The sequence below is a fragment of the Actinoplanes sp. NPDC023714 genome, from assembly GCF_040639855.1.
Lineage (GTDB): Bacteria > Actinomycetota > Actinomycetes > Mycobacteriales > Micromonosporaceae > Actinoplanes.
This window is the reverse complement of the sequence record NZ_JBFAAR010000009.1, coordinates 290,683-313,143: the sequence shown is the minus strand read 5'-3', so window position 1 is coordinate 313,143 and position 22,461 is coordinate 290,683. Positions and strand designations below refer to the sequence as shown.

The window sequence follows — 22,461 nt, the reverse complement described above, 5'->3', positions numbered from 1 at the left end:
AGACCTCATGGGTACGACGGACCGGATGCGCCCCGGGATGGAGGCGCCGCACGGGCCGGGTCACCCCTCGGCTTCAGGTCGGTCGGGGATTCGGGTGTAATCGCGGGCATGTCTCGTGTGTCTTCGCTGGATGATCTGATCGGGCGGTATCTGCCGCCGGCCACCGAGGCGTGCCCGACGTTCGCGGAGAACTCGCCGTTCGAGCCGATCATCGACGGGGTCACGTACTTCACCGAGCTGGCCGGGCACATGGAGGCGCTCGGGCCCGGGGACGCCGTCTGCATCGCCGGGTATCAGGCTGACCCGCAGCTCGATCTGGCCGGGCGCATGCCCGGCGAGGACGGGTATCGGCCGTTCACCGACGTGCTCGCGGAGAAGGCGGCGGACGGCGCCGACGTGCGGATCGTGCTGAGCGCGGCCGAATATCCCGGCGCCGGGCCGTGGCTGCCGTTCGGGCCGTTCCTGGCCAACACGCTCGCGGCCCGGGTGATCCGGACGTGGAAGCCGTCCACCCGGGACAGCGGCCCGACCCTGCAGAACCGGGTGCTGCTGGACTGGTCGGGTCCGGTGCTCGGCTCCAACCACCAGAAGCTGGTCGTGTTCCGGCATGGAGGCGTGCTCACCGCGTACGTCGGAGGTCTTGATCTTTCGCCCTCGCGATTCGATCATTCGCCGCATCGTCGTCTGCGGCTCGGTCGTCATCGGTGGGGCTGGCATGACGCGGCGGCGCGGCTGCACGGACCGGCCGCGGCGCGGGTGTGGGAGACGTTCCAGTTCCGCTGGCAGAACACCGCCGCCCTGCCGCCCCGGTACAGCGCCACGAGCCTGCTGAGCAGCCGGGAGCGGACCGTGCTCAACCCGCCGGACGCGCCGGTCGACCTGCCGCCGGCCCCGGCGCAGCCCGAGCACCCGGCCGAGGGGACCGCCGTGCAGGTGGTGCGCTCCTACCGGCCGTGGAGCCTGTACCGGCACCGCGGGTGGCGGCGGATGCGCCGGGCGAACGTGGTCCGGGCCGGCATCCAGGAGATCTACCACGCGATGGCCACCGCGATCGGCGCGGCCGAGCGCTACATCTACCTCGAGGACCAGTATTTCCACGAGGCGCCGGGCGGCGATCCCCGGTTCCAGCTGTACGGCGGGCTGCGGGCCGCGGCCCGCCGCGGCGTCAAGGTCATCCTGGTCGGCTCCGGCCGCAAGGACCCGGCCGACGGCGGCGACAGCACGGTCCGCCCGGTGATCACGCACGACCTGCGCCGCCGGGTGCTGGACCGGCTGCCGGCCGTCGACCGCCGCAACGTGGTGATGTACCGGGTCGACAACCTGACCGTGCACACCAAGCTGATGCTCGTCGACGACGTGTTCGCCAGCATCGGGTCGGCGAACTTCTTCAGCCGGTCCATGGTCGGCACCGACAGCGAGATCACCTCCACCCTGGTCACCACCGGCGATCTCGTCCGCGACCTGCGCGTCCGGTTGTGGGCCGAGCACCTGCGCACGCCGCTCGACCCCCGGCTCACCCCGGCGCTGACCGACCTCGACACCGCCCTCGGCATCTGGCGCCGCGAATGGCTGCCGGTCGGGCATCCACCGGACACCTGGCGCCGGGCCGGGCTGCCGGCCGGTTTCGTCCCGGCCGAGTGGGCGCTCACGCCGGCCCGCTACTCCCCCGCCGTGCTGCGCCGGGAACGGCGGGCCGGGTCGTATCGATAACCGCCGTGCCGCGTTGGGAATGGCGGGCCGGGTCGTATCGATAACCGCCGTGCTGCGCCGGGAACGGCGGCGCTCCGGAAAGGCCGGACCTACCAGGGCTCGGCCCCGTCCTCGCTGAAGAAGCCGGCGGTCGGGCCCTCTTCGGGCAGGGTCGCGAGCCGGATCGCGGCGATCGCGCCCTGCTCCGGGGTACGCGGGCCGGCGTGCCCGTTCATGTCGGTGGCGCAGTATCCGGGGTCGGCCGCGTTCACCTTGATCGGGGTGTTCCGCAGCTCGTTGGCGTAGGAGACGGTCACCGCGTTGAGCGCGCTCTTCGACGAGTTGTAGGCCAGCAGCGGGAACTGCGCGTACGGATTCTCCGGGTCGCTGGTGATCCCGAGCGAACCCAGCCCGCTGGACATGTTGACGATGCGCCCGGCCGGCGACCGGCGGATCAGCGGCAGCAGCGCGTTCGTCACCGTCACCACGGCGAACACGTTGGTGGCGTACGTGCGCTCCAGCAGCGCCACCGGCATCCGGCTCGGCGCCTGGCCGCGCTCCACCAGGATGCCCGCGTTGTTGACGAGGATGTCCAGCCGGCCGTGCTCGCGGTCGATGCGCGCCGCGGCCGCCGACACCGACACCTCGTCGAGCACGTCGATCTCCACCACCTCCGCGGTGATCCCCTCGGCGGCGAGCTTCCCCGCCGCCGCCGCACCCCGCGCCGCGTCGCGCGCACCGATCAGCACGACCGCGCCGGTGGCCCCGATGCCCCTCGCCACCTCGTACCCAATGCCCTTGTTTGCCCCCGTGACGAGGGCGACCTTCGGCTCACTCATGGCGCTGAGCCTGCCGCCGCGCCGCCGCCCTGTGCAGAGACCGGTTGAACCACGGATCGGCAGTCCCTGGTTGCCGCGGCGCCCGCCGGTGCAGGATGGCCGCATGGATCGCCGCCAATTCGCCGAGTTCCTGCGCAGCCGCCGATCCCGGGTGCAGCCGGGCGACGTGGGGCTGGCGGCCGGCACCCGGCGCCGCACCCCCGGCCTGCGCCGCGAGGAGGTGGCCGGGCTCGCCGGCATCTCGGTGGACTACTACAGCCGGCTGGAACAGGCTCGTGGCCCGCAACCGTCGCGGCAGGTGCTCTCGGCGCTGGCCCGCGCCTTGCGACTGTACGACGCCGAACGCGCCCACCTGTACCACCTGGCCGGCGAGGAACCCGCCGCACCGGAGGGCCCCAGCCCCGACGTGCCGGCCGGTGTCCTGCACCTGCTCGACCGGCTCGACGACACCCCGGCGTACGTCATCGACGCGAAATACCAGATCCTCGCCTGGAACCGGATGGCCGCCGCGCTCATGGGCGACCCGACGCCGTGGCCCGCCCAACGCCGCAACATCATCTGGAACCTGTTCACCGGCGAGCACTCCGCCGCCGCCCTCGCCGACCCGCACACGGCCGCGTTCGCCGCCGAATGCGTCGCCGAACTGCGCGCCGCCGCCGCCCGCTTCCCGCAGGACTCGGGCATCCACCGGCTGATCGCCGATCTGCGCTTGGCCAGCCCCGACTTCGTCCGGCAGTGGGAGCAGCTGCGGGTATGCGTGCGGCGCGGCACCACGGTGAAACACCTGCGCCACCCGGCGGTCGGGGAGCTGACGCTGGAGTGCGAGGTGCTCGACATCGCCGGCCACGGCCAGCGCCTGATCATCTACAGCGCGGCGCCGGGCAGCCCGGCCGCGGAGGCGCTGAAGCTGCTCGGCGTCCTCGGGACACAGTGGTCGGAGGCGGAGGCCGGCGCGGGGCCGCGCTGATTCGGCTATCCGGACAGCGTCAGCAGATCCGAGACCAGCCGCAGCGAAGCCGGCTCGAGCGCTGCCGACCCGCCCGGGCTGCGGGGGCTGCTGACGTCCTCACAGATGGTCGTCCCGCCGTCGGCACGGCCCCAGGGCACCGGGCCGAAACACGCGTTCTCGGAGACGAGCCACTCGACCAGTTCGTCGAGATCGCCCGACGCGCCGGTCGCCTTCAGCGCCTTCCTGACCTGCTTGGCGGCCTTCTTCGACGAAGCTTTCTCGTCGGCCATCATCGGCAGGAAGACCAGCAGCACGTGCGCCCGCCGCAGCGGATCGGGCTGGCGATCGGCCAGCCCGGCCAGTTCGGCCCGTTCGGCCAGCCCGGCCCGTTCGGCCCGCTCGGCCAGCCCGGCCAGTTCGGCCCAGGAGATCCCCGGGCCGACATGGTTCCCACCGACGGTCGCGAGCAGGATGCAGTCCTGCTCGCCGGCCGGGACGATGAGGAAGTCCATCGCCGCGTCCTCGTCGTAGTTGCGCCAGACCGCGGCGAGCCGCGCGCCACCGCCGAGGTCCACGGCGAAGACCGGCCAGGCAGCCGAGGAACTGAGCCGCTGGTAGGTCGCCCGCACCGTGTCCTCGTCGACGCCCCACGCCTCGGCGAGCAGTTCCTCGTCGTCGACCACGTCACCGAGGTGCGCCGGCCAGAAGCCGGGAGTGGTCACGAGGTCCCACGCGTCGAAGGTGAGCGCGTCCACGTCCACGCCCACGAACTCTTCGGAGTAGCCCCGAAGGATCATCACGCCGCCCTTTCCCGGTTCGAGATGCGTGATCATCGTGGACCACCGGTCAGCGGCGCAGGGCGTCGGCCGGTTCGATGCGGGTGGCTCGCCACGCCGGATACAGGCCCGCCAGCAGCCCGGTCAGCGCGCCCACCACCGGCGCCCCGGCGCTGCGTACGCCGTTGAGCGAGGTCAGCAGGCGTTCCGCGTGGTCCAGGAACCAGGCCCTCACTACAGCAGTGCCCGGGCGAAGCGCGCCTCCAGGCCGGCGGCCCAGCGGGTCACGGTGGGCAGCGTCAGCGCGAAGGCGGCGGCGATGACCAGGTACCAGCTGACGATCGTGAGGTAGCCGTCGCCGAAGCCGAGGAGCTCGGGGAGCTCCATGCCGCTCTCCGGCAGCGACCAGCCCCAGAGCGCCCAGCTCACGCCGCCGACGACGGCGGCCCACCAGGAGACGACGACGGAGAAGGCGACCGTGCTCGGGATGATCCGGAAGGTGGTGTGCAGCAGGTCGCGCCAGCTCTGCGGGTCGCGGACGACGGCGACGACGCGGCTCAGGACGGTGTCGGCGGTGGCGCCGCGGTAGGGGAACGGCGTGGTGCCGATGCGCCGGCGTTCGGTCACGGCCAGGCCGCGGGCGAACATCATGGTGGCGACCAGGATGGGTACGCCGATCCAGAGCACCGCGAGACCGGCGCCGAGGGAGACGCCGGTCGTGGCGATGACGGTGCCGGCCAGGGCGATCGGGAAGCCGGTCAGTACGTATCGGGTGTCGGCGGTGAGCCGGGCGAACGTCGACGTGGAGACCAGGGGCGCATCGATTGTCGTCATGCCTCGACGCTAGGCGCGCGCGGGCTCTCAGCCGACCTGGCGGGCACCCCCATCGGAGGTAGGGCTAGCACCACCAAAGGCACCACCAAAGGCACCACCGAGGGTGGCGAGCGACGCCGCCTGCTGTTCGGCGTAGATGTCCTCCGGCACCCGGATGGTCCGCCCGATCACCTCGGACAGCCAGCCGATGTCGCGCGGCGCCCCGCCCTGCGAGGCGTCCATCGCGCCGGCGTCGCTCAGGTTCGAGGCGAAGATCCCGGCAGCGGACTGCGGCAGGAAGTCCTCGTAGACGATCGGTTCCGCGACGACATCGCCGTCTCCCGAGCCCGCTCCGACCCTGCGGAAGGTGAAGAACGCCAGGCCACGACGCGCCAGCTCGGCCTCCGACGACGGCATGCCCTGCCGCCACACGTCAGCGGCGATCTCCTGCCGCGATCCCTCACCGGCCGCCACCCGCCGATCCACCGTCGCCATCAGGTCGTCGTAGAGACCACGCCCGCGAGGCGTGAGTGCGATGCCGCGCGCTTCGACCTCACCGAAACGTACGCGCAACCGCCCCTCGGTGACGGATCCGTCGGCCTCCCGGAACGTCCGCGGCTCGGCCAGCGCCCGGAACGAGGTCTGGCGCAGCAGCACGTCGGGGCCGGCCCAGCGCGGCGGCCCCTGGATCTCGTCGATCATCGCGATGCCGCGGGCCCGCATCCCGGCGTAGAGCTCGTCGATGTCGAGCACGCGCGGGGTCAGGTGGTTGATGTGGGTGCTGGTCACGCCGCCGATGTCGGCGGCGACCCCGGAGATCTTCTCGAGTTCGGCGTACCAGGCGCGGTCGACCGGCTCGGGCGAGAGCGCGAACGCGGCCGCCGCGAGGTCGAGGAAGCGTGCCGCGTCGGCTTCGGACAGCTCGCTCTCGGCGGAGGCCCGGTCGGCGAGCGCCAGCAGCTCGTCCGGGAACAGCCGCCGGCGTCCGAGGAAGTTCCGCAGCCTTTCCTCAAGATCAGGATCGAAAAAACGACGATCTTCGGGTACGAGCATCGAGGTGAACACCCGGAACGGGTTGCGGGCCAGCTCCGCGGGGTCGGTCGGCCGGAACGCCGTGGAGATCACCGGGATCGGCTGCGGACGGGCGTCGCGCAGGTCGTAGAAGCCGGTCGGGTGCATGCCGAGCGCCCCGAAGATCCGGGCCACCTGGGACAGCTCCTCCGGCGTGCCGACCCGGATCGCGCCGTGGCGTTCGGCGGTGACCCGGCCGATCGAGCCGAACCGTTCGGCCGCGGCGCCGTCCCGGTCGAGCACCCGCTGGTTCACCAGGTGGCACTCGTCGACGAGAGTGGTGTAGGCCGGTACCTCCGTCCCGTACAGGTCGGAGAGCCGGCGTGCGAAGCGGGCCCGGAGCTCGGTGGTCCCCACAGCACTCATGGGAGAAATCGTAGTGTCACGATGGCCCGGCAGCCGGACATGGATGAGACGTGAGCTCTGAGGAACGGTTCCGGCGTCTCTACGCCGTCAACTTCGAGGCGCTGCTCGCCTACGCGATGCGCCGCGTCGAGCAGCCCGAGGACGCCTCCGACGTGGTCGCCGAGACGTTCCTGGTGGCCTGGCGGCGCAGCGGTGACCTGCCACCCGACGACGAGGTCCGGCTCTGGCTCTACGGGGTGGCCCGCCGCGTGCTGGCGAACCACCACCGCAGCGGCACCCGCCGGGACCGGCTCGGCGAGCGGCTGCGCCAGCGCCTCGCCGCGGTCACGGCGGCCGACCCCGGCCACGAGGTGCCGCAGCGGCTGGCCGTCCGCGACGCGCTGAAGCGGCTCGGCGAGACCGATCGGGAGATCCTGATGCTGACCGCGTGGGAGGGCCTCGAGCCGCGCGAGGTGGCCGAGGTGATCGGCGAGAACGCGGCGGTGGTGCGTACCCGGCTGTCGCGGGCCCGGAAACGGCTGCGCGAACTCGTCGGTGACGACCGCGGATCACCCGGACATGTACTCGACGTCCTGACCGTTCCCGCCCCGAAGGAGGGCCGATGACCGACGAACTGCTGAAAGACGCGGACCCCTACCGGCGTGACGTCGCGGCGCGGCTCGACGGGGCGGAGCAGCATCTCCTGGAGGAGATCATGTCCACCCCGAAGCTCGACACCGTGCCGCCGCTGCGGCGCACCCTGGCCCGGCGGCTGACCATGGCGGTCGCCGCCGCGGCGGTCCTCGCCGTCGCCGTGACCGCCGCGACGGTGGCCCGCCGCGAGCCCCTCGAGCCGTACCAGGGCGCGCTCGGCGTCACCGAGGCGGGCGGCCCCGCGGTGAACGGCTGGGAGCTGGACCTCAAGGCCGCCGAGAACCTGCCCCGCCTGGTGATCGACGAGCCGGGCTGGAAGCCGACCTCGGTCTACGGGTTCGCCCGGGAGGACGGCAACATCACGTACCAGAACGGCGACCGCGCCGTCTCGATCGACTGGTACGCGGCCAAGCACTACCCGAGCTACTACAAGGACCGCCTGGAGGTCAGCAAGCCGGAGTGGACCACCCTCGCGGGCGTCGAGGCGAGCGTCGTCACCTACACCGCGAGCGACTTCGCGGCGATGCGCAAGCCGCAGGACGGCACGTTCGCCGAGATGCGCGTGCAGGGCGGGGACTGGACGCGCGCCTCGTTCGACGCGCTGCTGACGAAGGTCGTGAAGGTCGACGCCGAGACGTTCCTGAAGTCGCTGCCCGAGGAGATCATCACGCCGGGTGACGTCCGCGCGGAAGCCACGAAGATCCTGGCCGACGTGCCGCTGCCGCCCGGCTTCGACATCGCCTCGCTGGAGAAGGACGGGGCGAACGACCCGTACCAGTTCGGGGCGTTCGTGGCCGGCCAGGTCGCCTGCGGCTGGATCGGCGAGTTCAAGCGGGCCGACGAGGCCGGCGACGACGGCGCGGCGAAGCGGGCCGCCGCGGCGCTCGCCACCAGCCGGCAGTGGAAGGTGCTCAAGGACCTGGACGCCGCGGGCGACTACCCGGAGGCGGTCTGGGACCTCGCCGACAAGGTCGCCGACGGCGAGGTTCCGGACTGGTACAAGGAGGGCCTGGGCTGCTGACGAAGCTGAATCAGCCGGTGGTCACCCGGTAGACCGCTCCCGCATAGTCGTCGCTCACGTAGAGGGCCCCGTCCGGGCCCTCTACGGCCGCGACCGGGCGTCCCCACCGCGAGCCGTCCTCCAGCTGGAAGCCGCCGAGCAGGGTCTGCTGCTCGCCGAGGGTCCCGTCGCGCCAGGCGAAGAAGGACACCTCGGGGGCGCGCGGCGGCTTGCGGTTCCACGAGCCGTGCACGCCGGCCAGGGCGCCCTCACCGTAGGAGCCGGCCGTGCCGAACGCGAGGCCCAGCGGCGCCGAGTGCGCGCCGAAACCCTGCTCGGTCGGGGGCAGCTTCGCGCAGTCGAGCTTGTCGCCGTCCGGGTTCAGCTGGAAGTCGCGCACGAAGGGCCGGTTCGTCCAGGCGAGCGCGCCGGCCTTCAGGTCCGGGTCGGGGTTGCAGTAGGGCCAGCCCAGCTCGCGTCCCGGCGTCAGCTTCGCGAGCTGTTCCATGGGGTACTCGTTGACGTACTCCTGCAGGACCTTGCCCTGGTCGTTCTCGCCGTCGCCGTCGTAGTCGTCGTCGTTCGGATAGGCGACGTTGTCCCGGTGGTTCACCGCGGTCCAGAGCCCGCCGTCCGGATCGATCGCCAAGCCGGTGCCGTTGCGGACACCTCTGGCGTACGTCGCCGGCTCGCCACCGCCCGGCGGCACCCGCAGGACCGACGCCCGCTCGGGGGTCGCCTCGCGATCGTCCACGGACACGTTGCCGGTCGAGCCGATCGAGATGTAGAGCGACCTGTCCTCGCCGACCGCGACGCTCTTCAGCGCGTGGGCGTATTCGCCGCCCAGCTCCGGGCTCTTCGCGTCGGGCAGGTCGCCGGCTACCACCCGCTCGCCGGAGACCCGGCCGCCGGCGTAGGTGAACGCGACCAGCTGATCGCTCTCGGCCACGTAGAGGGTGTCGCCGTCGAAGGCGAGGCCGTGCGGCTGGTTCAGGCCGTCGAGGAGCGTGGCCTGCGCCGGCGCGGCGTCCCCGGAGCCCGGCGTCAGGATCACCACGTCGCCGGCCTTCGGGCGGGAGACCAGCAACTTGCCGTCCGGGGCCCAGGCCAGCAGCCGTGCCTGCGGCACCCGCGCCCAGGCCGTGACGGTCCACCCCTGAGGCGCGTCCACGGCGCGGTCCTGGTCGAAGGGCGCGTCGGCTGCCAGGCCGGCTGCCACGCGTACCGAAGTGGGTTGAAGATCAATCGCCGATGCCGCAGGCGAGGCCGAAGATTGCGGCGTGGCGGCCGACGCGGCCGTCGGTTTCTCTTCCTCCGGCGCGGAACATCCCGCCGTGAAGGTCAAACCGCCCGTCAGCACCGCCGCCACGATCCGCTTCATTCGACCAGCCTATGCCGACACGAGCGGTTTGAGCGCTTCGCCGACCGCAGTGACCACGCCCGGACGGTGGCCGTTGCGGATCAGGTTGATGGTGATCCCGCCGATGCCCGCGCCGATCACCTGCTCGTGCAGCTGTTCGGCGACCTGCGAGGCCGTGCCGAGGAAGGCCCGGTTGCGGCGGTCCTCCGGAATGGACTGGCCGAGTTCCTTGACCTCCTGCTCGTCCTCGCCGACCAGGCCCATGACCAGGTACGACGTGGCGAGCGTGGCCGGGTCGCGACCGATCTCCTCGCACCGCTCGCGCAGCACCGCGACCTTGCGGGGCAGGTCGTCGACGTCGCAGATGATGTTCATGTGGTCGGCGAACCGGGCCGCCAGCCGGAACGTCTTCTGCTCACCCGAGCCGCCGAGCATGACCGGAATCGTCTCCCGGACGCGCGGGTTGTTCATGGCGCCGCGAGCGGTGTACCACTTGCCGTCGAGCACGCCCGGCTCGCCCTTCAACATCGGCGTGATGATCGTCAGGGCCTCCTCGAGCCGCTCGAAGCGCTGCCCGAACGTGCCGAACTCGAAGCCGTAGTCGTGGTGCTCGCGCTCGAACCAGCCGGCCCCGATGCCGAGGACGGCCCGGCCGTGCGAGACCACGTCGAGGGTGGTGACGGTCTTCGCGAGCAGGGCGGGATTGCGGTACGTGTTGCCGGTGACCAGCGTGGAGAGCTGGATCGTCGAGGTCAGCGACGCGAGCGCGCCGAGGGTCGTGTAGGCCTCCAGCATCGCGTTCTCGGGGGCGCCGATGCCCGGCAGCTGATAGAAGTGGTCCATCACCAGGACGGTGTCGAACCCGGCGGTCTCGGCCTCCCGTGCCTGCGCCGCGACGGTGTCGAAGGTGTTCTCGACCGCGCCGGGATAGGTGAAGTTCGGGATCTGGTATCCGAGCCGAATGGTCACGCTGCCTCCAGATGTAAGAGGGCTCTTACTTGGTAATGTAAGAGCCTACTTACACGGTTGCAAGCGGGAGGCGGGAATGCCGCAGAACTATCACCACGGCGACCTGCGCGCCGCGCTGATCTCCGCGAGCTTCGAGGTGCTGGCCTCCTGCGGCCTGCAGAAGTTCTCGGTCGCGGCGGTGGCGCGCCGGCTCGGCGTGAGCTCGGCGGCGCCCTACCGCCATTTCCCGGACCGGCCCCACCTGCTCAGCGCGGTCTCGGCGGTGGCGGCCCACGACCTGCGCGCGCTGATCGCCGACGCCGGTTCCCTGCCCGAGGCCGCCGGGGCATACGTACGCTATGTCGCCCGCACCGGGGCCGGCTTCCACGTCATCTTCGCGGCCGAGCTGTACGACGTCGCCGACGATCAGCGGCGCGAGGATACGCGGGCGTTGATGGACACGCTGATCGGGCTCGGCACCGGCTCCTCGCACTGGGAGGACATGCTGCTCGTCGAGGCCACGATCGCGGTGGCGCACGGATACACCTCGCTCTTCGCGGACGGGTTCTTCGCCCGCAACGACAGCACCGTCGAGGACATCGCGGCCCGCGCCGTGGAAGCGGCGGCGGCACTGACGCCGCGATGAGTTCGCGCGGCTCGCCGAGTCTGCACGGGCATGATGACTTCCCTGGAACCCTCCGCCGCCCGCCGCGCGATCGTCGAGCACACCCGGCGCCTGGCCGACGCCGCCGTCGCCGCCGGGCCGGCCGCCCCCGTCCCGACGACGCCCGGATGGACGATGACCGAACTGGTCGAGCACGTCGGCCAGACGCAGAACTGGGTCGCCGAGATCGTCGAACGGCGGATCGCCGACCCCGCCGCCCTGCCGGCCGCGATGGCCGCGCTCCCCGCCGATCCGGGTGCGTGGCCGGACTGGCTGGCCGCGGCCGCGCGACGGGTCTCCGCCGCGTTCTCCGACGACGCCCTCGAGGCGCCGGTGTTCAACGCGGCCGGCGACGAGCGGACCGGGGGCCGCTTCTGGCTGTCCAGCGTCCTCAACGAGAGCGTCGTGCACGGCGCCGACGCGGCGGGCCGGCCCTACGACGTCGACCCCCTCATCGCGGCTCCCCTGGTCAGCAACCACTTCGCGATGCTCACCTCACCCACCTGGGCGGCGCTGCGGTCCGCGTCCGCCGACGCCGTCCGGGGCACCGGCCAGACCCTGCGGTGGACGGCCACCGACACCGCGGACTCCTGGTTCGTCGAGCGCCGGCCGGACGGGGCGACGTGGCGGCCCGGGACGGGACCGGCCGATGTGACGGTCACCGGACCGGCCGGATCGCTGCTGCTGATCCTGACCCGGCGGCTCCCGCTCACCGGCGCCGAGGGCGACGTCGCGCTCGCCCGGCACTGGCTCGACAACACCGCCCACATCGCTGACTGACCGGAACGGATTCGTCGCCGATCGCATTGAACCTTGTACGTTACGTCGCCGTACCCTCCACGGAGGATCACGGCGAAGGGGCGCGCGTGGAACGCATGAATCACCCTGGGGAGGAACCTCAGCTGCGCATTGCCGGGTACGTTCCCGGTCACGCGGAGGCGGCGATGGGGTCGCCGGAACCTACCGGGGTCACTTTCCCTGATATTTCGGATTATTGGCCGGACTCCCCGAAACGACGCCAGGCGGCCGCCGAAGCGCGGAAGGCCGCCGAACGCCAAGCCGCCGCCCGCATCAAGCCGCCCCTGCCGCCCGCCCGCGTCCCGGCCCCGGTCGCGCCGCCGCCGTCACCGTCGCATCGGGACTGGAACCTGCGCCCGGTCATGCTCGCCGGCGCGCTCGCGCTCGCCATCGTCGGCGGCACGGTCCTGCTGGTCAAACCGCTGATCCACGAGGAGGAAAGGCCCGCCCCGGTCGCCGTCGCCCCGCCCGCCGCCGCGACCTCCGAGGCGGTCACCGAGGCGCCGGTCGAGATCCCGTCCGCGGCGGCGCCGCCGTCGGCCGCCGCTCCGAGCGTTCAGCCGTCCGCGGCGAGCAAGGCCCCGCCCGCCACCACCGCGCCCACCACTCCGCCCTCCGAGATCCCGGCGACCGCCGTCCCGCCGGCCATCACAGCCGCCCGCTTCGAGCTGACCTCCGGCGTCACCGAGCTCGACATCCGGACCGGCGGCATCGACGACGAGTTCCAGGTGCGGGCCGCCGACGACTCCGGACTCGACGTCGATGCCTCGTTCGACGACGGCGTCCTGCGCGTCTCGGCGACCTCGGACGGCAGCGGCTCGGGCAAGCTCACGGTGCGGCTCAGCGACCGGATCGTCTGGCATCTGCGGCTCTCCGCCGGGGTGCGGCTCGGCGCGTTCGACATGGACTCCGGCACGGTGAGCCGGATCGACCTGGACGGCGGCGCCGAGCGCTTCGAGCTGTCGCTGGGCCGGATCGGTCACACGATCCCGATCCGGATGACCGGTGGCGTGTCGGCCTGGCGGATCGAGACGGCGCGGAAGGTCCCGGTGCGCGTGAAGGTCGGCCAGGGCGCCGGCGACGTGACTCTTTACGGGAGGAGCGAAGGGGGCGTCGGAGCTGGGAAGACGATCCGATCCGGCGACCTCGGCGACGAGGCCGGGCTTGACATCGACGCGGATGCGGGGATGGGCTCACTGGAGGTCAGCAGAGACTGACGCCCGGTGACGGAAGGATTCCGACGTGCGTGCTGCTCACTCCCGGCCACTGCGAGTCCGCTCGGGCAGCCGCGTCGGCCCCGTCGACGCGGGCGCCGTGCCCCGCTTCGCCGGACCGGCGACGTTCGCCCGGCTGCCCCGCATCGACGAGGTGTCCGACGTCGACGTCGCGGTGATGGGCGTGCCGTTCGACTCCGGGGTCAGCTACCGGCCGGGGGCACGGTTCGGGCCCGCACACGTCCGGGAGTCGTCGCGCCTGCTCCGCCCGTACAATCCCGCTCTTGATGTCGAACCCTTCGGCAGGTTGCAGGTGGTGGACGCCGGGGACCTCGCGGTGAACCCGTTCTCGCTGGACGGTGCGATCAAGGAGATCGAGTACGGCGCCCACGACATGCTGGAGCGTGCGGACCGGCTGCTCACCGTCGGTGGCGACCACACCATCGCGCTCCCCGTGCTGCGGGCCATGGCGAACCGGCACGGGCCGATCGCCGTCGTGCACTTCGACGCTCATCTGGACACCTGGAACTCGTACTTCGGCGCCGCCTACACGCACGGGACGCCGTTCCGCCGCGCCGCCGAGGAGGGCCTGCTCGACGGCGCGGGCTGCCTGCACGTCGGCACCCGGGGCCCGCTCTACTCCAGCAAGGATCTGACCGACGACGTCGCGCTCGGCTTCCAGATCGTGCACTCCCACGAGATGGACGACATCGGCGCTCGCGGCGTCATCGAGAGGATCGCCGCCAGAGTTCAAGATCGACCCGTGTACGTCTCCGTCGACATCGACGTGCTCGATCCGGCTTTCGCGCCCGGAACCGGGACACCCGAGGCCGGCGGCCTGACCAGCCGGGAACTGCTCGCGATCCTCCGCTCCTTCGCGGCCCTCGACCTGGTCGGCGGCGACATCGTCGAGGTGGCGCCCGCCTACGACCACGCCGAGATCACCGGGATAGCGGCAGCGCACGCGGGATATGAGCTGCTCTCGGCGATGGCGCTGTTCCCCTCCCGATCTTGTTGATTCCCGCGTATGCCGGCGCTGCAGAAGTTCACAAGATCGCCCCGCCCAGCGCCCTCCCTCCCTCGATCTTGTGAAACCACGCAGCACCATTCCCGCAGAACTTCACAAGATCGCCCCGCCCTGGCGCCCTCCCTCCTCGATCTTGTGAAACCACGCAGCACCATCGGCGCAGAGCTTCACAAGATCGAAGAGGAAGCGGTGAGCGAGATGCCCGGAGAAAGCGGTCAGCGGGAAGGGCGGAAGTCCGCCAGCGAGGCCGCCGCTTCCGGCTCCACCCACTCGAAGGTGCCGCGCAGCAGATCGGCCTGCTGATCGACGACGTCGACCGCGGCGGTGAGATCACCCCACGGCATGGTGACGTGCACGAGGAGCCGCTCGATGCCGTAGGGCAGGGACGGCACGTCGGCGCGCATCAGCAGCCCGTCGGTGGAGACGTCCTCGACCCGGCCGGTGATCGCGACCAGCCGGCGGCTCTCGGCGGTCACGATCTGGGCGGTGCCGGCCACCGGGAACGGTCCCGCGTGGCGCACCGCCGTACGCCGCTGCACCACCCCGGCCGGGGCGTCGCCGATCACCCGGAGCTGGTCGTCGCGCATCTCGCCCTCGACCCAGGTGACGCCGGCGCTGGTCACGAGCTCGAGCACGCCGATGCGGCGCACGCCCGGCCCGTCCAGGCTCAGAACCGGGATCGGCGGCAGGTCGGTGATGAACGGCGCGCTCACCTCGGCGAGGGTGACCAGCACGATGGCCTCCGAGCCGGGGCAGCGCAGCGTCAGGCTGCTACCGGCCGGCACGGTTATCGTGTTTATCGCCACAAATCAGACAATACCGGTTTCATTCGGTGAGGATCGGCAACTTCATCCGTACCTGGAATCCGCCCTCGCTCGTCGGTCCGGACTCGAAGCTGCCGTGCAGGATGTCGGCCCGCTCCTGCAGGCCGACGAGACCCTGGCGGGCGCCGGGCAGCGGCAGCGACGGCCGCGACGGCGGCCCGTTCGTGACCGTGACGCCGACGACCTTGCCGTCGTGCCAGACCTCGACGGTCGCCGACGCTCCCGGCGCATGCTTGCGCACGTTGGTGAGAGCTTCCTGCACGGTACGGTACAGCGCCCGCTGGGCGGGCGTACCGACCGGCAGCGCCAGGTCGCCCGACAACTCCACCTCGATGCCGCTGTTGCCCACCAGCGTACGGAGGTCGGCGAGGGTCGGCTGCGGGGTCAGCTCGGTGGTGTCGTCGCCGGAGGACCGCAGCAGCGTCACCATGGTCCGCAGCTCGTCCAGGGTGCCGACGCTGAGCGAGCGGATCGTCCGGGCCGCCTCCCGGGTCTGCGGGTCACCGGCCGCCACCTGCAGCGCGCCGGCCTGCACCGCGATCAGGCTGACCTGGTGCGACACCACGTCGTGCATCTCCCGGGCCAGCTGGCTGCGCTCGCGGGCGAGAATGGCCTGGGCGTGCAGCACCCGCTCGTGCTCCTTGGCGTCCTCGATCTCGACGAGCCGCTGCCGCAACTCCTGCCGGGCCTGCACGAGCTGGCCGAGCACGACCGGGAACGCCGAGGTCGCCACGGTGTACCCGAAGTAGACCAGGCTGCTGACCAGGTCACCGGGATCCTCGTCGAACGGGGACGGCACCGCGCCGACGATCGACGCCACGACGGCGCAGGCGATCAGCAGCCGCCGGTCCCGGGACTGCCGGGCCAGGGTGTACAGGGCCACGGACGGCGCGACCAGGGCGCCCTGCACGAGCGCGGCCGGCAGGGTGAGCGCCACGACGAGCAGCGGGAACCGGCGGCGCAGCGCCAGGGCCGCGCAGGCCAGGACCGCCACCGCCACGCCGGCCGGCGCGTCGGTGAGCGGATTGAAGTAGATGTCGGCGGCGGCGAGGGCGATCAGGCCGGCGTCGATCGCCCGCGCCTTCACGATCGCTCCTTCTCGAGCAGCCCGGCCCGCTGGGCCAGCAGCGCGGCCTGCACCCTCCCGGACACCCGCAGCTTGGTGAGCAGGGCGCTGACGTGGTCCTTCACCGTGCCGGTGCCGAGGTGCAGGCGTACCCCGATCTCGGCGTTCGACAGGCCCTGGGCCAGCAGCACGAGCACGTCGCGCTCCCGGCCGGTGAGCCGCTGCACCCGGTCCAGCTCGCCGTTCGGGGCGGTGCTCCGGGGCAGGCTGCGCAGCAGGGTACGGGACGCCTTCGGCGACATCACCACACCGCCGGCCGCGAGCGTGCGCACGAGCTGGGCCAGGTGTTCCGGCTCGGTGTCCTTCAGCAGGAACCCGGCGGCCCCGCGGTCGAGGGCGGCCAGCACGTACTCGTCGGCGTCGAACGTCGTCAGCATCGCCACGGCCGGCGGCTCGTCGAGCTGCCTGATCCGCCCGAGCACGGTGAGCCCGTCGACGTCCGGCATCCGGATGTCGAGCAGCACCACGTCCGGCCGGTGCTCGAGGACCGCCGCGAGCGCGTCGCCGCCGGTCGCGGTCGCCACCACGTCGATGTCGGCGGCCGCACCGAGGATCAACGCGAATCCGGAACGGACGAGCGCCTCGTCGTCGACCACGATCACGCGGATCAACCGCCCACCGCCGTTCTCCAGCCCCGTGTCTTCAGCAGCCTATTTCACCGGGTTTGACCGGGTGTCCTCACTCCCCCGACCGGCGGTGCCACCCCCGCCGATCGTCCGTACCCTTGTCAGATCCGGTCCTGAGGGGGTTCTCATGCTCGACGCGGCCATCACCGCCTGGCACGACGCCGTCAACGCCCGCGACCTGGACGCCGCCCGGGCAGCGGTCACCGATCCGGTCGAGGTCTCCGGCCCGCGAGGCAGGCAGTCCATCTCGGCGGAGGCCTTCACCGACTGGATCCTGCGCTCCGGAATCCGCCTCCGACCGCTCGCTCACCAGACCTCGGGCGCAGCGGTGGTCGTCGAGCAGGAGGCCACCTGGCCGGAGACGCCGGCGCCGGCTCGCGTGGCGACCGTCTTCCACCTGCGCGACGGCCGGGTCAGCGCGGTCCACCGCTTCGACTCCCTCGAGGAGGCGCTCGCGGCCGCTCGTGGTTGACGCACGGCCGCCCACAACCCGGCTGTACGAGAGAGCGACAATTCGGGCGCGAACACAGCCCTCGCGTACAGCCAGGCAAGGTTGGCTGTACCACAGGGCGACAAATCGGGCGCGAACACAGCCCTCGCGTACAGCCAGGCAAGGTTGGCTGTACCACAGGGCGACAAATCGGGCGCGGAGGCAGCCCTGGCGTACAGCCGGTGGCCGGTGGCTGTCGCCGCCTCCGGTGGGGTGAGACGGCGACCGGCCGGGGCGGGGGTCAGGCCTCGACGCCGAAGCGGTAGATCGTCGTGGAACGGTAGGTCTCGCCCGGCCGCAGGACCGTCGACGGGAAGGACGGGTGGTTCGGCGCGTCCGGGAAGTGCTGGGTCTCCAGTGCGAACCCGTCGCCCTGGCGGTAGGCCAGCCCGCCCGAGCCGGCGAACGTGCCGTCCAGGAAGTTGCCCGAGTAGAACTGCATGCCCGGCTCGGTGGTCAGCACCGTCAGGGTCCGCCCCGACACCGGCTCGACGACCCGGGCCACCTCGCGCAGCCCTTCGCCGCCGAGCACCCAGTTGTGGTCGTAGCCGCCGCCCAGCAGCAGCTGCGCCTCGTCGCTGCGGATCCGCGCGCCGATGGCGACCGGCGAGCGGAAGTCCAGGGCGGTCCCCTCGACCGGGAGGATCTCGCCGGACGGGATCAGCCCGGCGTCGACCTCGAGGAAGCCGTCGGCGTGGATCTGCATGAGGTGCCCGTACACATCGGAGCCGGAACCGACCCCGGTCAGGTTGAAGTAGCTGTGGTTCGTCAGATTCACCACGGTCGGCGCGTCGGTGACGGCCTCGTAGTCGATGCGCAGCTCGTCGTCGTCGGTCAGCGTGTAGGTGACGGTCACCGACAGCTCGCCCGGGAACCCCTCGTCGCCGTCCGGGCTCACAAGGGTCAGGACCACCCCGCCGTCGACGGCCCGGGCGTCCCAGATCTTCCGGTCGAACCCGGAGAGCCCGCCGTGCAGGCTGTTGGGACCGTTGTTCAGCGGCACCGAGTACGACGCCCCGTCCAGCGTGAACCGGCCCTTCGCGATCCGGTTGCCGTACCGCCCGATGATCGCACCGAAGTACGGCCCGGGATGGTCGGCATAGCCCTGGGCGTCGGCGAACCCCAGCGCCACGTTGGCGAGAACACCGTCGCGATCGGGCACCTCGATCGACTGAACGATGCCGCCGTAACTGAGGACCCGGACGCGCAACCCATTCGCGTTGGTCAATTCAAACTGGTCGGAAGACATGAAGCCGGATCTTACCGGCCCGTCACACCAAGCAGTCCCCGCAATCCGAAGCGTGGACACCACTCAGGACGGCGGGGCGTGATAGCGGGTTCGGACGAAGGTGGCGAGGCGGGTGGCGAACTGCTCGATCGTAGCGGCGGCGGCGTGCCGGGAGTCCCAGACCGCGATGAGGCGGATGCTCAGGTGGCGATCTTCCAGGTCCACGGCCAGGGGGATCAGGCCGAAGCGCGGGTCGTCGGTGGCCACCGCTATGCCCCGGCCGGCCGCGGCCAGGGCCTGCGCGACGGTGCCGTTGGCCGCCTCGACGGCGCGGAACTCGCCGGCCATGGAACCGGCCACCGCGGCGTCCAGGGACTGGCGGGCGGTGGACGAGCGGGGCATGACGATCAGCGACTCCCGCAGCAGCTCGGCCAGGGTGACAGTGGCGCGTGAGGCCCACGGGTGGGACGGCGGGACGTACGCCCAGACCGGCAGCACGGCCAGCGGCCGGGAGCGGAAGGGGTCGCCGGCCGCGACCGTGCTGATCGCCAGGTCGGCGCCGAGGCGCAGGGTCTCGGCCGGGGACAGGCCGTCCGCGCCGAGCACGTCGGCGGTCGGGTCGTCGGCGCGCAGGCCCGCGATGAACGGCGCCACCACGTCGGTGAGCGTCACGGTCGGCGCGCCGATGGTGAGGCGTTCGAGGCGGCCCCGCGCGTGGAAGGCGGCGGCGGCCCGCAGCGCGCCGGCCCGGCCCAGCACGTCCCGGGCCAGCGGCAGCAGGGTGCGGCCCGCCGGGGAGAGCAGCAACCGGCGCCCGACCAGGTCGAACAGGTCGACGCCGAGGTCGCGTTCGAGCTGGCGGAGCTGGCGGGAGAGGGAGGGCTGGGTGACGTGCAGGCGGGCCGCGGCGGCGCTGACCGTGCCGGCCTCGGCGATCGCCACGAAGTAGCGGAGGTGCCGCAGTTCCACCTATGCCTCCGAGGCATGAAAAGGCTGCTCAATGAGTCTTGGACGAGCATAGGTCCGGCGTCCGAGACTCCACGGATGAGCACCTTCGCAGTGATCGACCCGGCCACCCTCGAGACCGTCGCCGACGTCGCGGACCAGGGGCTCGACGACGCGCGCCGGGCCGTGGACGCCGCCGGCGCCGCGTTCCGCTCCTGGTCAAGCACGGCTCCCCGGCACAGGTCCGAGATCCTTCACCGTACGTTCGAACTGATGCTCCGGGACCGTGCGGAGCTCGCGGAAATGATCTCCACGGAGAACGGGAAATCGCTCGCCGACGCGGCCGGCGAGGTCACCTACGCGGCCGAGTTCTTCCGCTGGTTCGCCGAGGAGGCGGTCCGGCCCGGCGGCGACTACGGCGAAGCGCCCGCGGGCGGCGCCCGCACCCTGGTGAGCCACCGCCCGGTGGGCGTCGCCGCGCTGGTGACGCCCTGGAACTTCCCGGCCGCCATGATCACCCGCAAGATCGGCCCGGCGCTCGCGGCCGGCTGCACCGCGGTCGTGAAGCCGGCCGCCGAGACCCCGCTCACCGCGCTCGCGATCGCCCGCCTGCTCACCGAGGCCGGCCTGCCGGACGGTGTCGTCACGGTGGTGACCACGACCGACGCGTCCGGCGTGGTCGGCGCCTGGCTCGCCGACGAACGGGTCCGCAAGATCTCGTTCACCGGCAGCACGGCGGTGGGCCGGGTGCTGCTGCGGCAGGCCGCCGACCGGGTCGTGAACTCGTCGATGGAGCTCGGCGGGAACGCGCCGTTCGTGGTGACCGAGGACGCCGACCTGGACGCCGCCGTGGCCGGCGCGATGATCGCCAAGTTCCGCAACGGCGGGCAGGCCTGCACCGCGGCGAACCGGTTCCTCGTGCACGCCGCGGTGGCCGACGCGTTCGTGGCGAAGTTCGGCGCCGCCGTCGAGAAGCTCACGGTCGGCCCGGCCCGCGACGGGTCGGCGATCGGCCCTTTGATCAGCGAAAACGCAGTCCAGCGGGTCACCCGTACAGTGAAGAAGTTGATCGAAGCCGGCGCCCGGATCACTCACCGCGCCCCCGTCCCGGACGCGGCCGGGCACTTCTATCCGCCGACCGTGCTCGTCGACGCGCCCCACCTGACGGAGGAGATCTTCGGGCCGGTCGCGCCGATCAGCACCTGGACCGGCGAGGAGGAGCTTCTCGAGCGGGTCAATGCGACCGAGTACGGGCTGGCCGCCTATGTGTACGCCGGTGACCTGCGGCGCGCCATCCGGCTCGGCGAAGCCGTCGACGCCGGGATGGTCGGGATCAACAGGGGCCTCGTGTCGGATCCGTCCGCACCCTTCGGCGGCGTGAAGCAGAGCGGCCTCGGCCGCGAGGGCGCCCGCGACGGCCTGCGCGAATTCCAGGAGACGCGGTACCTGAGCGTCGACTGGCCCGCCTAGGGCCGGACCGGGACAACCGGGCTGCACCCGCAATGACATCAACACAGTCCTGCTGACGACCGGCCATCAACCGAAAAGGGGGTGACCCGACAACGAACGACCCCCTGGAGAGGCCCTACATGAGAGTCGCCCGCGTCTGTGCCGCGATCCTGGCATCCTCGCTGATGATGGGCACCCTCTGCACGGCCTCCCCGGCCCAGGCCGAGACCGGCGCCGCCGTCACCGCGGCGGCGCCGGCCACCCTGTCCGGCCGGATGGCGCTGGTGACGACGGCGAAGAGCATGAACTACTACCCGTCCGACGCCGGCTGGTCGGCGATGTGGACCGGCTTCGACGCCGCCCGCATCGACCAGGACCTGGCCCGGGTCGCCTCGCTCGGCGCCGACAACGTCCGGGTCATCGTCTTCCCGCAGACTTTCGGCTTCCCGACGCCGACGTCGACCTACACCGAGCGGCTGCGCAAGTTCGTCAGCATCGCGGGCTCGCACGGTCTCACCGTGAAGCTCACCCTCTTCGACTGGTGGGCCGGCTACGGCGACGTCGCGAACAGCATCTCCTGGGCCAAGGCGCTCCTCGCCCCGTACGCGAACGACCCGCAGGTCATCGCCGTCGAGCTCAAGAACGAGTTCCAGATCGCCAACCCCGACGCCGTCACCTGGGTCCGCCAGGTCATCCCGGCGATCCGCGCCGCCGTCCCCACCATGCCGCTCACCCTCTCGGTCGACGGCAGCACCGGCGCCGCCGGCATGGCGAAGATCAAGTCGGCGCTGTCGGCGACGCCGCTCGACTACTACGACTTCCACTTCTACGGCAACTCGGAGCGGTCCCTCGCCGAGATCCGCAAGGCGCAGGCCGCCGTCGCCCCCTCGCCCGTCGTCATCGGCGAGACCGGCGTCAGCTCGCTGACCGGCGAAGGTGAGCAGGCCGCGTACTTCGCCCGGGTCTTCCGGGCCGCGAAGGAAGCCGGCGTCGGCTCGGTGGCGCCGTGGACGCTCAACGACTTCTCCGACAACGCCATCCCCTCCAACTCGACGGTGTCGACGATCCCGGCGCAGTACCGGTTCGGCCTCTACCGGGCGGACGGCACCGCGAAGCTCGCCGCCACCGTGGTGCGGACGGCGTGGACGACCGGGACGATGCCGAACAGCTTCCTGAACCTGAGCTTCGAGGCGCCGGCCGGGGACTCGCCGTGGCGGCAGAACCTCCCGCAGGCGGGCGCTGCCGAGATCAGCACCGACATGCCGCGCAACGGGCGCTTCTCCGCTCGCTTCTCGGACACCACCCGGACCTCCGCGGGGCTGCCCTCGCTCGTCACGTCGCCGATCACGCCGGTGCAGCCGGGCTACCGGTGGCGGGCCGAGGCGTACGCGCGCGGCATCGACGCCACCGGGACCACGGAGATCGCGCTGAGCTGGTTCGACGTCAACGGCAAGTGGCTGAGCCAGGACCTCTCGAACCGCCTCCCGGCCGGCGACACCACCTGGACGAAGCTCGTGGTCGAGACGGTGGCCCCGGCGGACGCGGCGGCGGTCCAGCTGCACCTGAAGTCCGGCGACAACACCGGCACCGTCTGGTTCGACGACGTAGCCATCTCCTGATCCACAG

23 protein-coding genes are annotated in these 22,461 nt (G+C 71.9%); 11 read left to right on the top strand and 12 right to left on the bottom strand.

Annotated elements, in window-relative coordinates; all coding sequences use genetic code 11:
* Window positions 1-108 precede the first annotated feature (108 nt).
* A complete protein-coding gene (locus AB0G10_RS33235; RefSeq protein WP_360930793.1) occupies window positions 109-1,710 on the top strand; it encodes a phospholipase D-like domain-containing protein in 1,602 nt (533 codons plus the stop codon).
* Between the two features lie 89 nt (window positions 1,711-1,799).
* Here AB0G10_RS33235 and AB0G10_RS33230 read toward each other — a convergent pair whose 3' ends face one another.
* Window positions 1,800-2,528, bottom strand: a complete 729-nt coding sequence (locus tag AB0G10_RS33230; RefSeq protein ID WP_360930790.1) for an SDR family NAD(P)-dependent oxidoreductase — start codon at window positions 2,526-2,528, stop codon at window positions 1,800-1,802.
* A gap of 103 nt (window positions 2,529-2,631) precedes the next feature.
* Here AB0G10_RS33230 and AB0G10_RS33225 point away from each other — a divergent pair, with 103 nt between their 5' ends.
* Entirely contained in the window at window positions 2,632-3,495 is an 864-nt protein-coding gene (locus AB0G10_RS33225; RefSeq protein ID WP_360930787.1) for a helix-turn-helix transcriptional regulator, read from the top strand.
* Between the two features lie 5 nt (window positions 3,496-3,500).
* Here AB0G10_RS33225 and AB0G10_RS33220 read toward each other — a convergent pair whose 3' ends face one another.
* The 4 genes from AB0G10_RS33220 to AB0G10_RS33205 are packed head-to-tail and all read right to left on the bottom strand — an operon-like array spanning window position 3,501 to window position 6,503.
* Window positions 3,501-4,277 carry a hypothetical protein gene (locus tag AB0G10_RS33220; RefSeq protein WP_360930784.1) on the bottom strand — a complete coding sequence of 259 codons (777 nt, stop codon included), beginning with the start codon at window positions 4,275-4,277 and terminating at the stop codon, window positions 3,501-3,503.
* A 46-nt stretch (window positions 4,278-4,323) separates the two neighbouring features.
* Complete coding sequence (locus AB0G10_RS33215; protein WP_360930781.1) at window positions 4,324-4,488, bottom strand: hypothetical protein; 165 nt, start codon at window positions 4,486-4,488, stop codon at window positions 4,324-4,326.
* Window positions 4,488-5,087 (bottom strand): sensor domain-containing protein, encoded by a 600-nt coding sequence (locus tag AB0G10_RS33210; protein ID WP_360930778.1) that lies wholly within the window; start codon window positions 5,085-5,087, stop codon window positions 4,488-4,490. Before AB0G10_RS33210 ends, AB0G10_RS33215 begins: the two co-directional genes overlap by 1 nt.
* Window positions 5,088-5,114: 27 nt before the next feature.
* Complete coding sequence (locus tag AB0G10_RS33205) at window positions 5,115-6,503, bottom strand: VOC family protein (protein WP_360930776.1); 1,389 nt, start codon at window positions 6,501-6,503, stop codon at window positions 5,115-5,117.
* Between the two features lie 50 nt (window positions 6,504-6,553).
* Between AB0G10_RS33205 and AB0G10_RS33200 the strand changes: the two genes are divergently transcribed.
* Together AB0G10_RS33200 and AB0G10_RS33195 are read left to right on the top strand one after the other, a co-directional pair.
* The gene (locus tag AB0G10_RS33200) at window positions 6,554-7,108 is read left to right on the top strand and encodes a sigma-70 family RNA polymerase sigma factor (RefSeq protein ID WP_360930773.1); all 555 of its coding nucleotides are present in this window, start codon (window positions 6,554-6,556) and stop codon (window positions 7,106-7,108) included.
* Window positions 7,105-8,157 (top strand): hypothetical protein, encoded by a 1,053-nt coding sequence (locus AB0G10_RS33195; RefSeq protein WP_360930770.1) that lies wholly within the window; start codon window positions 7,105-7,107, stop codon window positions 8,155-8,157. The genes AB0G10_RS33200 and AB0G10_RS33195 overlap by 4 nt, the downstream gene beginning before the upstream one ends.
* 10 nt (window positions 8,158-8,167) lie before the next feature.
* Here AB0G10_RS33195 and AB0G10_RS33190 read toward each other — a convergent pair whose 3' ends face one another.
* Window positions 8,168-9,355 carry a gluconolaconase gene (locus AB0G10_RS33190; RefSeq protein WP_360930767.1) on the bottom strand — a complete coding sequence of 396 codons (1,188 nt, stop codon included), beginning with the start codon at window positions 9,353-9,355 and terminating at the stop codon, window positions 8,168-8,170.
* A gap of 171 nt (window positions 9,356-9,526) precedes the next feature.
* Window positions 9,527-10,465, bottom strand: coding sequence for an LLM class F420-dependent oxidoreductase (locus AB0G10_RS33185; protein WP_360930764.1), 939 nt, complete (start codon window positions 10,463-10,465; stop codon window positions 9,527-9,529).
* A gap of 76 nt (window positions 10,466-10,541) precedes the next feature.
* On the opposite strand from AB0G10_RS33185, the gene AB0G10_RS33180 reads away from it, so the two are divergent.
* From AB0G10_RS33180 to speB, 4 genes are all read left to right on the top strand, one after another.
* Window positions 10,542-11,090, top strand: coding sequence for a TetR/AcrR family transcriptional regulator (locus AB0G10_RS33180; protein WP_360930761.1), 549 nt, complete (start codon window positions 10,542-10,544; stop codon window positions 11,088-11,090).
* 30 nt (window positions 11,091-11,120) lie between these two features.
* Complete coding sequence (locus AB0G10_RS33175) at window positions 11,121-11,888, top strand: maleylpyruvate isomerase N-terminal domain-containing protein (protein ID WP_360930758.1); 768 nt, start codon at window positions 11,121-11,123, stop codon at window positions 11,886-11,888.
* Between the two features lie 164 nt (window positions 11,889-12,052).
* The gene (locus AB0G10_RS33170; protein ID WP_360930755.1) at window positions 12,053-13,123 is read left to right on the top strand and encodes a hypothetical protein; all 1,071 of its coding nucleotides are present in this window, start codon (window positions 12,053-12,055) and stop codon (window positions 13,121-13,123) included.
* Between the two features lie 25 nt (window positions 13,124-13,148).
* Complete coding sequence (speB, locus tag AB0G10_RS33165; protein WP_360930752.1) at window positions 13,149-14,138, top strand: agmatinase; 990 nt, start codon at window positions 13,149-13,151, stop codon at window positions 14,136-14,138.
* 224 nt (window positions 14,139-14,362) lie between these two features.
* Here the strand turns inward: speB and AB0G10_RS33160 are convergent, their stop codons facing one another.
* The 3 genes from AB0G10_RS33160 to AB0G10_RS33150 are packed head-to-tail and all read right to left on the bottom strand — an operon-like array spanning window position 14,363 to window position 16,699.
* Window positions 14,363-14,953 carry a hypothetical protein gene (locus AB0G10_RS33160; protein WP_360930749.1) on the bottom strand — a complete coding sequence of 197 codons (591 nt, stop codon included), beginning with the start codon at window positions 14,951-14,953 and terminating at the stop codon, window positions 14,363-14,365.
* Window positions 14,954-14,972: 19 nt separating this feature from the next.
* Window positions 14,973-16,058, bottom strand: coding sequence for a histidine kinase (locus AB0G10_RS33155; protein ID WP_360930746.1), 1,086 nt, complete (start codon window positions 16,056-16,058; stop codon window positions 14,973-14,975).
* Window positions 16,055-16,699 carry a response regulator transcription factor gene (locus tag AB0G10_RS33150; protein ID WP_360930985.1) on the bottom strand — a complete coding sequence of 215 codons (645 nt, stop codon included), beginning with the start codon at window positions 16,697-16,699 and terminating at the stop codon, window positions 16,055-16,057. Before AB0G10_RS33150 ends, AB0G10_RS33155 begins: the two co-directional genes overlap by 4 nt.
* A 151-nt stretch (window positions 16,700-16,850) precedes the next feature.
* On the opposite strand from AB0G10_RS33150, the gene AB0G10_RS33145 reads away from it, so the two are divergent.
* The gene (locus AB0G10_RS33145; protein ID WP_360930743.1) at window positions 16,851-17,195 is read left to right on the top strand and encodes a nuclear transport factor 2 family protein; all 345 of its coding nucleotides are present in this window, start codon (window positions 16,851-16,853) and stop codon (window positions 17,193-17,195) included.
* Between the two features lie 259 nt (window positions 17,196-17,454).
* On the opposite strand, the gene AB0G10_RS33140 is transcribed toward AB0G10_RS33145, so the two are convergent.
* Window positions 17,455-18,462, bottom strand: coding sequence for an aldose epimerase family protein (locus tag AB0G10_RS33140; RefSeq protein ID WP_360930740.1), 1,008 nt, complete (start codon window positions 18,460-18,462; stop codon window positions 17,455-17,457).
* A 63-nt stretch (window positions 18,463-18,525) separates the two neighbouring features.
* Window positions 18,526-19,410 (bottom strand): LysR family transcriptional regulator, encoded by an 885-nt coding sequence (locus AB0G10_RS33135; RefSeq protein WP_360930737.1) that lies wholly within the window; start codon window positions 19,408-19,410, stop codon window positions 18,526-18,528.
* A gap of 75 nt (window positions 19,411-19,485) precedes the next feature.
* On the opposite strand from AB0G10_RS33135, the gene AB0G10_RS33130 reads away from it, so the two are divergent.
* Together AB0G10_RS33130 and AB0G10_RS33125 are read left to right on the top strand one after the other, a co-directional pair.
* The gene (locus AB0G10_RS33130) at window positions 19,486-20,856 is read left to right on the top strand and encodes an NAD-dependent succinate-semialdehyde dehydrogenase (RefSeq protein WP_360930734.1); all 1,371 of its coding nucleotides are present in this window, start codon (window positions 19,486-19,488) and stop codon (window positions 20,854-20,856) included.
* Window positions 20,857-20,975: 119 nt separating this feature from the next.
* The gene (locus AB0G10_RS33125; RefSeq protein WP_360930731.1) at window positions 20,976-22,454 is read left to right on the top strand and encodes a cellulase family glycosylhydrolase; all 1,479 of its coding nucleotides are present in this window, start codon (window positions 20,976-20,978) and stop codon (window positions 22,452-22,454) included.
* Window positions 22,455-22,461 lie beyond the last annotated feature (7 nt).